The sequence below is a fragment of the Mesorhizobium sp. LSHC412B00 genome, from assembly GCF_000503035.1.
GTDB lineage: Bacteria > Pseudomonadota > Alphaproteobacteria > Rhizobiales > Rhizobiaceae > Mesorhizobium.
The window spans coordinates 422,566-435,003 of record NZ_AYWB01000004.1; the positions used below are offsets into that span (position 1 = coordinate 422,566).

Annotated in this window: 12 protein-coding genes; 8 read left to right on the forward strand and 4 right to left on the reverse strand. The window is 63.7% G+C overall.

The annotated features are described in order from the left end of the window. Positions 1-116: 116 nt before the first annotated feature. Positions 117-1,421: a nicotinate phosphoribosyltransferase gene (pncB, locus tag X757_RS153965; protein ID WP_023683568.1), complete on the reverse strand. Its 1,305-nt coding sequence runs from the start codon at positions 1,419-1,421 to the stop codon at positions 117-119. A 169-nt stretch (positions 1,422-1,590) separates the two neighbouring features. Next, positions 1,591-2,559, reverse strand: coding sequence for a transcriptional regulator GcvA (gene gcvA / locus X757_RS153960; RefSeq protein WP_023671280.1), 969 nt, complete (start codon positions 2,557-2,559; stop codon positions 1,591-1,593). 212 nt (positions 2,560-2,771) lie between these two features. Between gcvA and speB the strand changes: the two genes are divergently transcribed. The 8 genes from speB (at position 2,772) to X757_RS153920 (ending at position 9,959) form a co-directional block, all read left to right on the forward strand. Beyond that, positions 2,772-3,833, forward strand: a complete 1,062-nt coding sequence (gene speB / locus X757_RS153955; RefSeq protein WP_023725978.1) for an agmatinase — start codon at positions 2,772-2,774, stop codon at positions 3,831-3,833. A gap of 83 nt (positions 3,834-3,916) precedes the next feature. Further along, positions 3,917-4,711: a transporter substrate-binding domain-containing protein gene (locus tag X757_RS153950; protein ID WP_023711355.1), complete on the forward strand. Its 795-nt coding sequence runs from the start codon at positions 3,917-3,919 to the stop codon at positions 4,709-4,711. A gap of 6 nt (positions 4,712-4,717) precedes the next feature. Next, positions 4,718-5,374, forward strand: coding sequence for an amino acid ABC transporter permease (locus X757_RS153945; protein ID WP_023683571.1), 657 nt, complete (start codon positions 4,718-4,720; stop codon positions 5,372-5,374). After that, positions 5,371-6,018 carry an amino acid ABC transporter permease gene (locus X757_RS153940; protein ID WP_023695893.1) on the forward strand — a complete coding sequence of 216 codons (648 nt, stop codon included), beginning with the start codon at positions 5,371-5,373 and terminating at the stop codon, positions 6,016-6,018. The genes X757_RS153945 and X757_RS153940 overlap by 4 nt, the downstream gene beginning before the upstream one ends. Before the next feature lie 68 nt (positions 6,019-6,086). Then, a complete protein-coding gene (locus tag X757_RS153935; RefSeq protein ID WP_023671275.1) occupies positions 6,087-7,175 on the forward strand; it encodes a PotD/PotF family extracellular solute-binding protein in 1,089 nt (362 codons plus the stop codon). Positions 7,176-7,270: 95 nt separating this feature from the next. After that, positions 7,271-8,308 carry an ABC transporter ATP-binding protein gene (locus X757_RS153930; RefSeq protein WP_023695892.1) on the forward strand — a complete coding sequence of 346 codons (1,038 nt, stop codon included), beginning with the start codon at positions 7,271-7,273 and terminating at the stop codon, positions 8,306-8,308. Beyond that, entirely contained in the window at positions 8,305-9,159 is an 855-nt protein-coding gene (locus X757_RS153925; protein ID WP_023695891.1) for an ABC transporter permease, read from the forward strand. The genes X757_RS153930 and X757_RS153925 overlap by 4 nt, the downstream gene beginning before the upstream one ends. Beyond that, complete coding sequence (locus X757_RS153920) at positions 9,156-9,959, forward strand: ABC transporter permease (RefSeq protein WP_023671272.1); 804 nt, start codon at positions 9,156-9,158, stop codon at positions 9,957-9,959. The genes X757_RS153925 and X757_RS153920 overlap by 4 nt, the downstream gene beginning before the upstream one ends. A 52-nt stretch (positions 9,960-10,011) precedes the next feature. Here the strand turns inward: X757_RS153920 and X757_RS153915 are convergent, their stop codons facing one another. Beyond that, positions 10,012-11,415 carry an MATE family efflux transporter gene (locus X757_RS153915; RefSeq protein WP_023725979.1) on the reverse strand — a complete coding sequence of 468 codons (1,404 nt, stop codon included), beginning with the start codon at positions 11,413-11,415 and terminating at the stop codon, positions 10,012-10,014. A gap of 245 nt (positions 11,416-11,660) precedes the next feature. Beyond that, the gene (locus X757_RS153910; RefSeq protein WP_023725980.1) at positions 11,661-12,422 is read right to left on the reverse strand and encodes an SDR family NAD(P)-dependent oxidoreductase; all 762 of its coding nucleotides are present in this window, start codon (positions 12,420-12,422) and stop codon (positions 11,661-11,663) included. Positions 12,423-12,438 lie beyond the last annotated feature (16 nt).

Consider the following 12,438-nt stretch of genomic DNA (forward strand, 5'->3'; position numbering starts at 1 on the left):
AGATGACGGGGTAATCTCCCCCCTTGCGGGGGAGATGTCCGGCAGGACAGAGGGGGGTGGGCGGGAACTCACGCTATCGCGATTTCCATTTCGTCCAGCAAGGCACCCGCCGACCCTCAAACCTTGACCAGCTGCTCCACGCGATCCTTCGCCCCAAAAATCCGGAGATAGCGCTCGATCTCCTTCTTGTCGCCCGTCGCTTTCGCCGGATTGTCCGACAGCTTCACCGCCGGCCGGCCATTGGCCTCCGTCACCTTGCAGACCAGCGATATCGCATCGAGGCTGTTGGTTTCGGTCGGCGCGCAGCCTTCGAAATCGTTGGTGAGGTTGGTGCCCCAGCCGAAGGACATGCGCACCTTGCCCTTGAAGTGCCTGTAGGTCTCCTCGATGGTTTCGACCTCGAGACCGTCGGAGAAGATCAGCAGCTTCTGCCTGGGGTCCTTGCCCTTCTCGCGCCACCAGTCGATGATTTTTTCACCGCCTTCGATCGGCGGCGCACTGTCGGGGCGGAAGCCGGTCCAGTCGGCGACCCAGTCCGGCGCGTCGCGCAGGAAGGATGCGGTGCCGAAAGCGTCGGGCAGCACGATCAGCAGGTTGCCGCCATAATAGCGCTGCCAGTCCTGCAGCACCTTGTAGGGCGATTCCTTCAATTCCTTTTCCGACTTGGCAAGGGCGGCAAAAACCATCGGCAATTCATGCGCGTTGGTGCCGAGCGCTTCGAGGTCGTTGTCCATCGCCAGCAGCACGTTGGAGGTGCCGGTGAAGGCTTCGCCAATGCCTTCCTTGAGCGCCTCGACGCACCAGCGCTGCCACAGGAACGAATGGCGGCGGCGGGTGCCGAAATCAGAGATGCGGATGCCGGGCAGCGCCTTCAAGCGTTCGGTCTTGGCCCACATCTTCCCCTTGGCGCGTGCATACAGCACGTCAAGCGCGAAGGGACCGAAGGCGCGCATGGCGGCGCGGGAACGAAGCTCATTGATGATCGCCAGCGCCGGAATTTCCCACAGCGTGGTGTACATCCAGGGGCCACTGAAGGAGAGCTCGTACTGTCCGTCGCGCTTGGAGAGCTCGTAGTCGGGCAGCCGAAAACCTTCCAGCCAGGCGAGGAATTCCGGCTCGAAGATCTGCTTGCGGCCATAGAAATTGTTACCGCCGAGCCAGATCATCTCCTTCTTGGAGAAGCGCAGCGTGCGGGCATGGTCGAGCTGGTCGCGCAGTTCGCCTTCGTCGATATCGTCGGCCAGGCGCACCGAGGTGGTGCGGTTGATCAGTGAAAAGGTGGCGTCGACCTTGGGGTACATGCCCCAGATCATCTGCAGCATCAGAAGCTTGTAGAAATCGGTGTCGAGCAGGCTGCGGACGATCGGGTCCAGCTTCCAGGTGTGGTTGTAGACGCGCCGCGCTATATCAGTTCTTGCCATGTCCTGCCGTCGCCTTCGCTGCTCACGTCCGTCTTACCCAATTCCGGACGGGAAACCGCCGCACATTTTTCCTGGAATTGCCTGGCAAGAGCTTATTAGCATTGAATTTTTGAAAGCGCCTCCCGCTTTCCGGGCTGGCCCGACAAAAAGCAGTCGCTCCGGTCCAGCCTCAACTCTTGGCGCCCACCACCCGCAGCGCCGGACGCTTCCGGCGGCTGCCGATGCGGCCGGCCACCGGCGCGTCGGCGCGGCTGTCGGCTTGTTCCTTTTCGGCAAACAGCCAGTCGACGAACAATTGCACGATCGGCGCCGAACGCATCTCGTTGCGGCAAACGACGTAGAAATCGTCGACCGCCGGCACCGACAGGCTGAACGGCGCCACCAGCAGGCCCCTGGCGAGCAGCATGCTGGCGGTGACGGAATCGCCGAGCGCGACGCCGTGGCCGTGCACCGCGGCTTCGATCGCGGTGCGGGCGTCGCCGAGATGGTGGCGGCGGCCACGTTCGAGGTCGAGCCCATCGGCGGCGGCCAGCCAGGTGTGCCATTCGCGGCCATCATCGCCATGCAGGATGACATGGCCAGCAAGATCCCGGCAGATGCGGAGCGGCCGGTTGTTGATCAGCGTCGGGCTGACCACCGGGAACAGTTCGAGGCCCGACCATTTGCGCATCCAGCAATCGGTCCAGCTGCCGTCGCCATAGAGCACGCAGACATCGACCTGTGGGGCGCGGATGTCCTTGGGGTCGTTGGACGGGATCAGCGTCAACCTGATATCAGGATATTGCGCCATGAAGCTGCCGAGCCGCGGCGTCATCCACAGAAGCAGCAGCGCCGGCACGCAGGAGACCGACAGCGTACCGGCGCTGGCTGGCCTGGTCATGCGCTGGGTGGCGGCGGCGATGCCGTCGAAGGCGGTCGAGACCGCCGGCAGCAATTCGGCGCCGTGCGGGGTGAGCTTTACCCGCTGTCCGGTGCGTTCGAACAGTTTTACGCCGAGCGATTGCTCGAGCGCCTTGATCTGGTGGCTGATTGCGCCGTGGGTGACGTTGAGCTCACTCGCCGCCTTGGTCAGCGAGGCATGCCGCGCCGTCGCCTCGAAGGCGCGCAAGGGATTCAAGGGGGGCAGACGCTTGGCCATGAGCAACCGGATACTCTGTGAGATTTTCTCACAATCAGCACCGTAACAATATCAATTGATTTTTCAATGCGGCTGCCGGACACTTTGGCAGGTCAACAGCATCAATGACGTGAAATCTACAGGCAGCCAGCGGGACAGCGACCCGGCCGGATGATGGTCAGTTCGCAGATGTCGCCACGGCCGCATGCATCAGCCCGCAGGAGGAGACCGACATGGGTTATGACAGAGGCAAGCTGGAAGCCTTGCGCCGCAAGTATGGCGAGAGCCATGGCGGCGAGATGTTCGACCCGAAGTTCCGCAAGGTCGCCGACAAGATCTTCTCCAAGAGCGGCACCCGACTCGCGCCCTATGCCGGCATCCCGACCTTCCTCGCCGCGCCCTACCGTGAAATCGCTGCCGACAATCCGGATTTCGGCGATTTGCAGGTGGCGATCATCGGCGTGCCGATGGATCTCGGCGTCACCAACCGGCCCGGCTCGCGCTTCGGGCCAAGGGCGCTGCGCGCCATCGAGCGCATCGGCCCTTACAATCATGTGCTGGAATGCGCGCCGACGCATGAGCTGCGCGTCGCCGACATCGGCGATACGCCGTTCCGCAGCCGCTACCGGCTGGAGGTCAGCCACGAGGACATCGAGCGCCGCACCAACCAGATCGTCGATGCCGGCGTGCTGCCGCTTTCGGTCGGCGGCGACCACTCGATCAGCCATCCGATCCTGAAGGCGGTCGGCAAGAAGGCGCCGGTCGGCATGATCCATATCGACGCCCATTGCGACACAAGCGGGCTGTTCGACATGACCAAGTTCCATCATGGCGGACCGTTCCGCAACGCGGTGCTGGACGGCGTGCTCGACCCCACCCGCACCATCCAGATCGGCATCCGCGGCTCGGCGGAGTATCTGTGGGAGTTCACCTATGAATCCGGCATGACGGTCGTGCATGCCGAAGAGGTGACGGGTCTCGGCATCCCGGCCATCATCGAGAAGGCGCGCAGAATAGTCGGCGACGGCCCGACCTACATTTCCTTCGACGTCGACAGTGTCGATCCGGCCTTCGCGCCAGGCACCGGCACGCCGGAAATCGGCGGCCTGACGACGCGCGAAGTGCTCGAACTGCTGCGCGGCTTGAAAGGCCTCAACATCGCCGGCGGCGACGTCGTCGAGGTGGCGCCGCAATATGACGCGACCACCAACACCGCCCATGTCGGCGCCCAGGTCCTGTTCGAGATCCTGAGCCTGATGGTGTTCAGCCCGGCGATCACCGGCAAGGGGGCCTGACGGATTTCACATGCAAAGGCGGCCGCCGCGCTGGAGCCGGCGGCCGTTTCCAAAACAAACAAGCTTCCAGAAGGGGAATACCAATGACAATCCAAATGAAATCAACCATCGCCGCCGCGCTGATGCTCGCCGGCCTCGGCTTCGCCGCCCAGGCCAATGCCGACGCCGTCGACGACATCACCAAGGCCGGCGCCATCAATGTCGGCATCTTCTCCGACTTTCCGCCCTTCTCCTCGGCCAGCGCCGATATGAGCATCAAGGGTTACGACGTCGACGTCGCGCAGGCGATCGCCGATTCACTCAAGGTGAAGCTCAATCTGGTCAGCGTCACCGGCCAGAACCGCATCCCGTATCTCACCGACAAGCGCGTCGATATCCTGATGAGCGTCGGCTATTCCAAGGAGCGCGAGGAGGTGATCGATTTCGCCGCCGCCTATGCGCCCTACTACATCGCCGTCATCGGTCCGGCAGCGCTTTCGATCAAAGGCAAGGAAGATCTCGCCGACAAGTCGATCGCCGTCAATCGCGGCACGCTCGAGGATACGTCGTTGACCGAAGCGGCGCCGTCATCGGCCGACATCAAGCGCTTCGACAACTACAATTCCGTCATCCAGGCCTTCATCTCCGGCCAGACCCAGCTGATGGTGGTCGGCAATGATGTCGGCGCCCAGGTGCTGGCCAAGCAGGACGCGCTGAAGCCGGAGCAGAAGTTCCAGCTCTTGACCTCGCCTTCGCATATCGGCCTCAACAAAAAAGAGGACCGGCTGAAGACGGCGGTCAATGATGCGGTTGCCAAGATGCTGGCCAACGGCAAGCTCGACGAGAGCTCGAAGGTCTGGCTGAAGACGCCGCTCAATCCCGACAACCTCAAGGATTGAGTTCTCGTGGCTTTTGCCTGGCTCCCAGGTGCTGTGGGCGACATCGCGCGCGGCGCGGCCACGACGATCCTGTTGATCGTCGTGACCACGCTCGTGGGCACGCTGCTCAGCATCCTGGGCGCTGCCGGCCGGCGCAACGGCCCGGTATTCGTGAAGCGCGCCATCGCGGTGTATGTCGAGGTGATGCGCAACACGCCGTTCCTGGTGCAGCTGTTCTTCATCTTCTTCGGACTGCCCAGCCTCGGCATAAGGCTCGATCCGATCCTGGCAGCCATGTTGGCAATGACGCTCAACATGGCGGCCTACACCATTGAAATCGTCGGCGCCGGTCTCGATGCCGTGCCCGGCGGACAGACGGAAGCCGCCTTGGCACTCGGGCTTCGGCCACGCCAGGTGTTTGTCAAGATCGTGCTGCCGCAGGCGCTCAAGGTGATCTATCCGGCGCTGACCAGCCAGATCGTCATCATGATGCTGGAATCGGCCGTGGTGTCGCAGATCGCCGTGCGCGAGCTGACCTATGAGGCCGACATGCTGCAAGCCCGCACCTTCCGGTCCTTCGAAACCTATTTCGTCGTGACCCTGGTCTACCTCGTCCTGTCCATGGCCTTGCGCCGGCTGCTGGTCACAGGCGGGCGCCGCGTATTGGGGGCAGGTGTCACATGATCGAATTCACCTTCTGGGACATCGTTCGCAATCTGCTGCTCGCCGCCCGCTGGACGGTGCTGTTGTCGCTGGCCGCCTTTGTCGGCGGGGCGCTGGTCGGGCTGATCGTGCTGTTCTTCAGGATCGCAGAGAATAAATGGAGCCAGCGGGTCGCTTCCGGCTACATCGCCCTGTTCCAGGGAACGCCGCTGTTGATGCAGCTGTTCCTGATGTTCTTCGGCCTGCCGATGCTCGGCCTGCGCATCGAGCCATGGACGGCAGCGGTGCTCGGCCTGACCTTCTTCGCCAGCGCCTATCTGGCCGAGATCTGGCGCAGCGGCGTCGATGCGCTGCCGCGCGGGCAGTGGGACGCCGGCGCCAGCCTTGGGCTGCACCGTCTGCAGGAGCTCAGGCTGATCATCCTGCCGCAGGCGTTCTCGATCACAAGGGCGCCGATCGTCGGCTTCCTGGTGCAGTTGATCAAATCGACGGCGCTGACCTCGATCATCGGCTTCGAGGAGCTGGTCAGAACCTCCAACGCCATCAACAACGCCACCTTCGAACCGTTCAAGGTCTACGGGCTGGTGGCGCTGATCTTCTTCGTCATGTGCTTTCCACTGACGCAATACGCCCGTACGCTCGAACAACGAGCGGCGGCCCACTGACGCCAGGCGGCGACAGTGCGTGAAGGGAACCTGCCGGAATAGAACGGCATCAACTGAGGAGAAACCAGATGAACAGACTGATCGGAAAATCCCTGACACGGCGCGGCGTGCTTGGTGCGGGCCTCGCTACAGCCGGCGTGCTCGCCATGCCGTCGATCCTGCGCGCGCAGGACAAGTCGCTGAAGGTCGGCGTCTACGGCGGCTATTTCAAGAAATCCTTTGACGAGCACGTCTTCCCAGATTTCACCAAGGCCACCGGCATTGCAGTGGAATCGGTCGCCGAGCCGACCGGCGAAGCCTGGCTGGTGCAGCTCGAACAGGCGTCCAAGGCAGGCCAGGCGCCGGCCGACCTTTCGATGATGTCGCAGACCTCGACGCTGAAGGGCCAGTCGACCGAATTATGGACGCCGCTCGATACGTCGAAGTTCAAGCACTACAACGACCTCTTGCCGCGCTTCGTCAACAAATATCCGGATGGCCGGGTCGCCGGCATCGGCGCCGTCGCCTGGTGGATCACGCTGGTCTCCAACACCGATGTCTACAAGGATGCGCCGACCTCATGGGAGACGCTGTGGGACAAGGCCAATGAGGACAAGCTTGGCCTTCTGGCACTTGCCTCGAACTCGTTCCTGCTCGAAGTGACAGCCAAGACCTTCATGGGCGGCACCAATGCGCTCGACACCGAGGACGGACTGAACAAGGCGTTCGAAAAGCTCGCCGAGCTCAAGCCGAATGTCCGGCTGTGGTATCGCGACGAGGCGCAGTTCGAGCAGGCGCTGAAGTCGGGCGAGATCCCGATGGGCCAGTATTATCACGACGTCACCGGCCTCGCGGTCGCCGACGGCTTCCATGTCCGCTCGACCTTCCCGAAGGAAGGCGGCATCCAGGACTCCGGCAATTGGGTGCTGTCGCGCGCCTCGACCAAGGTCGACGAGGCGCATGCCTTCATCGACTATATGAGCCAGCCGTCGATGCAGGGTCTGATGTCGCGCAAGGTCGGCACCACGCCGACGCTGAAGAAAGAGGTGCTCGACCTCAAGCCGGAAGAGTTCGCCGCGGTGTCGTCGGATATCGATCCGATCATCCCGCGCTATGACCTCTATACGTCGAAGGCCGACTGGATCAACCAGAAGTGGACCGAGCTGATCGTCGGCTGAGCCGCCCGTTCCGCTTGAAAACTGATCGGCCGCCGGATTTCCTCCGGCGGCCATTTCCTGGAATTGCTCCAGCGCACAGCCTGAGAGGGATGAGCATGTCCGGACTAGATATCAACGCCGTCACCAAAAAATTCGGCAACTTCGCCGCCGTCGACAATGTCCAGCTCAACGTGCCGCATGGCACGTTCGTGTGTCTGCTCGGCCCATCGGGCTGCGGCAAGACCACGCTGCTGCGCATGATTGCCGGACTGGAGGAGCCGACCAGCGGCGCCATCGTGCTCGACGGCGAGGACATCACGCCTTTGCCGACGCACAAGCGCAATCTCGGCATGGTGTTCCAGTCGCTGGCGCTGTTTCCGCATCTCTCTGTCGGCGACAACATCGCCTATGCGCTGCGCATTCGCGGCGCCTCGAAGGAGGAGCAGAAGAAGCGCGTCGACGAGTTGCTAGGCCTCATCCATCTGACCGGCTTTGCCGACCGCCCGGTGGCCAAACTGTCGGGCGGTCAGCGCCAGCGCGTGGCAATTGCACGGGCCTTGGCGCTGTCGCCGAAACTGTTCCTGCTCGACGAGCCGCTGTCGGCGCTCGACGCCAAACTGCGCGAGGCCATGCAGGTGGAACTGCGCCAGTTGCAGCAGCGGTTGGGCATCACCACCATCGTCGTCACCCACGACCAGCGCGAAGCCATGACCATGGCCGACCTCGTCGTCGTCATGGGCCACGGCAGGATCCTGCAGGCGGCGCCGCCGATCGAGATCTACCGCAAGCCGGCCGACGCCTTCGTCGCCGACTTCATCGGCATCACCAATCTGCTGCCGGCCGAGATCGACAGCACCGGGCGCACCACCATTCTGGGCACAGCCATTCCAGGTCTTGCCATGCCGGCGGGTCAGACTAAAGCGTCTGTATCGGTCCGCCCCGAGGATGTGCATCTCGGCAGCCCCGGCGGCTCGGCCATTACCGGCGAGGTGAGTTTCGTTCGCGATCTCGGCGGCACCATCGAGACCTTCGTCGATGTCGGCGGCACCAGCATCATTGCCGTGACCACGCCGCGCGAACGGCATGACGTGCCGGTCGGCGCCAAGGTCGGCGTAACGCTGCCGCCCGGCAGCTGCGTGGTGCTCGGCGCATGAGACGCGAGGCTCCGAAGTCGCTAGCCGACTACACGCCGCTGTTCTTTCCGGCGCTGATGCTGATCGTCTTCTTCGTCGTGCCGTTCTCGACGATGATCGCCGTGAGCTTCTTCAAGCGCAACCCGTCCGGTTTCTACACGCCGGATTTCGTGTTCGACAATTACGCCCGCTTCCTGTCGGTATTCTTCGGCGGCGTGCTCGGCTTTTCACTGATGCTGGCGGTGCTGGTCGCCGTCTGCTGCGTGGCCATCGCCTTCCCCTTCACCTACCTCCTGACCCGCCGGCCGCGCCGCGTGCAGACGCTATGGCTGGTCGGCCTGCTGTCGGTGCTGTCGCTGTCGGAAGTCATCATCGGCTTTGCCTGGTCGACGCTGTTTTCGCGCACGGCGGGCATCACCAATCTGTTCGTGGCGATCGGGCTGATGGACAAGCCGGTGGCGCTGCTGCCGACCTTCGGCGCGGTGCTGACCGGCATGGTTTACCAGGCGCTGCCCTATACGATCCTGGTGCTTTACCCCGCTTTGGTCCGCCTCGATCCGACTCTGTTAGAGGCCGCGCGCACGCTCGGCGCCTCGCCTATCCGGGCCTTCTTCAACGTCGTCGCGCCGGCGCTGCGCAACACCATCGTGGCGACGCTGATCATGGTCTTCGTCTTTGCGCTCGGCTCCTATCTGCTACCGCAGATTCTGGGACGCCCGCAACACTGGACGCTGTCGGTGCTGATCACCGACCAGGCGATCTACCAGTCCAACATGCCGTTCGCAGCCGCGATGGCGGTGTTCCTGGTGCTGATCTCGCTGGCGCTGGTCGGACTGACGCTGCTCGTCGGACGAAGGGAGAACGCCCTATGACCGCGACCTTGCTGCGCCGTGTCTATTTCACCATCGTCGCTTTGTTTCTGGCGGCGCCGCTGATCGTCGTCGCCGGCGTGTCGGTGAATTCGCGGCAGGAGCTCAGCTTCCCCCCGGTCGGCTTCTCGCTCGCCTGGTACGCCCAGATCTTCACCGATCCGGAATGGCGGCTGGCGCTGATCCATTCGGTGACGCTGGCCGTCTGCTCGGCAGCCATTGCCGTGGCGGTCGCGCTGCCCCTGGCCTGGTTCCTGTGGCGGCGCATCGCGCCATGGGCGAACATCTTCCAGGTGCTGGGGCTTGCCCCCTTCATCCTGCCGCCGGTCATCACCGCGCTCGGCTTCCTCTCCTTCTGGGCGACGGTCGGGCTGTTCGGCCAGTTCTTCACCGCCATAATCAGCCACGCCATCTTCTTCGTGACGCTGCCGCTGGTGACGCTGTCGCTCGGCTTTGCCTCGATCGACCGCTCGCTGGTCGAGGCCGCGGCGACCATGGGCGCCGATGACCGCACAGTGCTGAAAACCGTGGTGCTGCCGTTGATCCTGCCCTACCTCGTCTCGGGCTACGCCTTCGCCTTCGTCTTGTCGCTCAACGAATACATCGTCGCCTACATGACGATCGGCTTCACCACCGAGACGCTGCCCATCAAGATCTTCAACGCGCTGCGCTACGGCTACACACCGACCATGGCTTCGGTGTCGGTGTTCTTCGTCGCGGTGGCGGCACTGGTGTTCGGCTCGATCGCCAGGTTCGGCGATATACGCAGACTGCTCGGCGCGATGTCGTCGGACGGGAGCTGAGCGCAGCCACGCCAAACGAGAACGGCCGCCGAACCCGGCGGCCGTTTTGCTTTTAATGGCTGAAGACGAGCGGCGGTGCTATGCGGTCGCGCCGCAGCCAGCGCGCGAGGAGCAGCACCGCCACCACGGCCAGACCTGACGCCAGGCCGATCCAGATGCCGACGCCGTGCAGGCCGAAATGGAAGGCGAGCAGCACGCCGAGCGGCAGGCCGATGCCCCAATAGCCGATGGCGGCATAGATCATCGGCACCTTGGTGTCGTGCAGGCCGCGCAGCATGCCGGCGGCAACGGCCTGCGCGCCGTCGAAGATCTGGAACAGCGCCGCAAAGGCAAGGAACGACACGGCCAGCGCGATCACCCTGGCATTGGCCGGATCGGTCATGTCGATGAAGGCGCTGATCAACAGATGCGGCCACAGCACCATCACCAGCGCCATCAGCGCCATGGACGAGACGCCGATGACGAAGGCGGTCCAGCCGGCGCGCGAAACGCCTGCCGGATTGCCTGCGCCATGGGCCAGCCCGACGCGCACGGTGACGGCCTGGTTGAGGCCGAGCGGCACCATGAAGGAGATCGAGGCGATCTGGATTGCGATGGCGTGCGCGGCCAGCGAGTCCGCATCGATCAGGCCCATCAGCAGGGCTGCCGCGTTGAAGATCGTCACCTCGAAGGCGAGGATGCCGGCGATCGGCATGCCGAGCCGCAGCAGACCCTTGAAACGCGGCCAGTCGGAGCGCCAAAAGCGGCCGAACAGGCGGTAGCGGCGGAACTTCTTCTCCAGCATCACCACGGCTGCCAGGCCGCAGAACATCAGCGTGCTCGACAGCGTGGTCGCCAGCCCCGAACCGGCAATGCCCATCGAGGTGACGCCGAGATTGCCGAACATGAACACCCAGTTGAAAAAGGCGTTGCAGGCGACGGCGACGAAAACGATGACCAACGCCCAGCCTGGCCGCTCCAGCGCCGAGATGAAGGAACGCAGCACGATATAGCCGTAGAACGGCAGCACCGCCCATTCCAGCCAGCGCAGATAGATGCCGGCCTGGTGGGCGAGCGCCGGCTCCTGGCCCATGGCCAGCAGAATGGCCTCGCCATGCCACAGCACGATCCAGATCGGGATCGAGATCAGGATCGCCAGCCACAGGCCCTGGCGCACGGTACGGCGCAAATCGCGCACCGAATAGCGCCGGCGGCCAAGCTCGGTGGCGATCATCGGCGAGGTCGCCAGCATCAGGCCGAGGCCGAAGATCAGCGGCATGAAATAGAGATTGGCGCCAAGCGCGCCGCTGGCCAGCGTGTCCGCGCCCAGACGCCCCATCATCATGACGTCGGTGGCGGTCATCGCGGTCTGGCCGAGATTGGTCAGCACCATCGGCCAGGCCAGCGCCAGCGTCGCCCTGATTTCCTGACGCCAAAGATTTTCCGGCGCACGAGCGCCGGCTTCGATCGCAGACATTGTCCTGCTCTTTCCGATTGCGGCGCGTCGGCAACGAGGCCGGAAGCCGCACTTCCAAACGGCAAAACCTTCGGTTTCGCAGCGTTTGCGTCGTTCTATTGGACGAAATGCGGCATGAAGGCAAGGGAGGACGGGCAGCCGGCGATTGAGCCAGAAGCGGGAACCCTCCTATCCGGCTGCCCTTATTTGTTTTACGCAATTCCGGACGGAAAACCGTTACACACTTTTCCTGGAATTGCTCTAGATCAGCCGATGCTTTCGCCGCCGTCGATCACCAGTGCCTGGCCGGTCATGAAGGATGAGCGGTCGGAGACGAGGAACAGGATCGCTTCTGCGATCTCTTCGGCGCTCGCCCAGCGGCCCATCGGAATCCTGGTGCGGACATAGGTTTCGATCGCCTCGCGTCCGCCCATCTGGGCGATGAACGGCTCGTTGAAAGGCGTGTCGACCCAGCCCGGGCAGAGCGCGTTGACGCGCACATTGTGGCGGGCATAGTCGAGCGACATCTGCCTGGTCATCGCCACCACGGCATGTTTGGACGTGGCATAGGCGATCATCTCGCGGTCGTAGAAGACGCCCGAATTCGAAGCCGTGTTGAGGATGACGCCGCCGCCTTGCGCGACCATCGCCGGCATGGCCAGCCGCGCGGCCAGGAACTGCGCCCGTACATTGATGCGCCAGGACGCATCCATGCCATCGACCTCGACCTCGGTCAGCGTCCCGCCGACCTGGATGCCGGCGTGATTGTGCAGAATGTCGATGCGGCCATACTTGCCGAGCGTGCCGGTGATGAGCTGCCCGACCGCCGCGTCGTCAGAGACGTCGGTGACAATCGCCTCGGCCTGCCCGCCCACTGCCCGGATGTCCGCCGCCGTGGTCTCGCCGCTGGCCAGATCCCGGTCGGCGATGACCACCACAGCGCCTTCCCTGGCCATGATCATGGCGCCGGCGCGGCCGATGCCGGAACCGGCGCCCGTCACCACGGCGATGCGGTCTCTAAGGATCATGAATTTGTCTTTCAGC

Bases quoted from the DNA above. Each gene is read 5' to 3' on its own strand.
- pncB (WP_023683568.1), bottom strand. From the start codon at position 1,421: ATGGCAAGAACTGATATAGCGCGGCGCGTCTACAACCACACCTGGAAG.
- gcvA (WP_023671280.1), bottom strand. From the start codon at position 2,559: ATGGCCAAGCGTCTGCCCCCCTTGAATCCCTTGCGCGCCTTCGAGGCG.
- speB (WP_023725978.1), top strand. From the start codon at position 2,772: ATGGGTTATGACAGAGGCAAGCTGGAAGCCTTGCGCCGCAAGTATGGC.
- X757_RS153950 (WP_023711355.1), top strand. From the start codon at position 3,917: ATGACAATCCAAATGAAATCAACCATCGCCGCCGCGCTGATGCTCGCC.
- X757_RS153940 (WP_023695893.1), top strand. From the start codon at position 5,371: ATGATCGAATTCACCTTCTGGGACATCGTTCGCAATCTGCTGCTCGCC.
- X757_RS153935 (WP_023671275.1), top strand. From the start codon at position 6,087: ATGAACAGACTGATCGGAAAATCCCTGACACGGCGCGGCGTGCTTGGT.
- X757_RS153930 (WP_023695892.1), top strand. From the start codon at position 7,271: ATGTCCGGACTAGATATCAACGCCGTCACCAAAAAATTCGGCAACTTC.
- X757_RS153925 (WP_023695891.1), top strand. From the start codon at position 8,305: ATGAGACGCGAGGCTCCGAAGTCGCTAGCCGACTACACGCCGCTGTTC.
- X757_RS153920 (WP_023671272.1), top strand. From the start codon at position 9,156: ATGACCGCGACCTTGCTGCGCCGTGTCTATTTCACCATCGTCGCTTTG.
- X757_RS153915 (WP_023725979.1), bottom strand. From the start codon at position 11,415: ATGTCTGCGATCGAAGCCGGCGCTCGTGCGCCGGAAAATCTTTGGCGT.
- X757_RS153910 (WP_023725980.1), bottom strand. From the start codon at position 12,422: ATGATCCTTAGAGACCGCATCGCCGTGGTGACGGGCGCCGGTTCCGGC.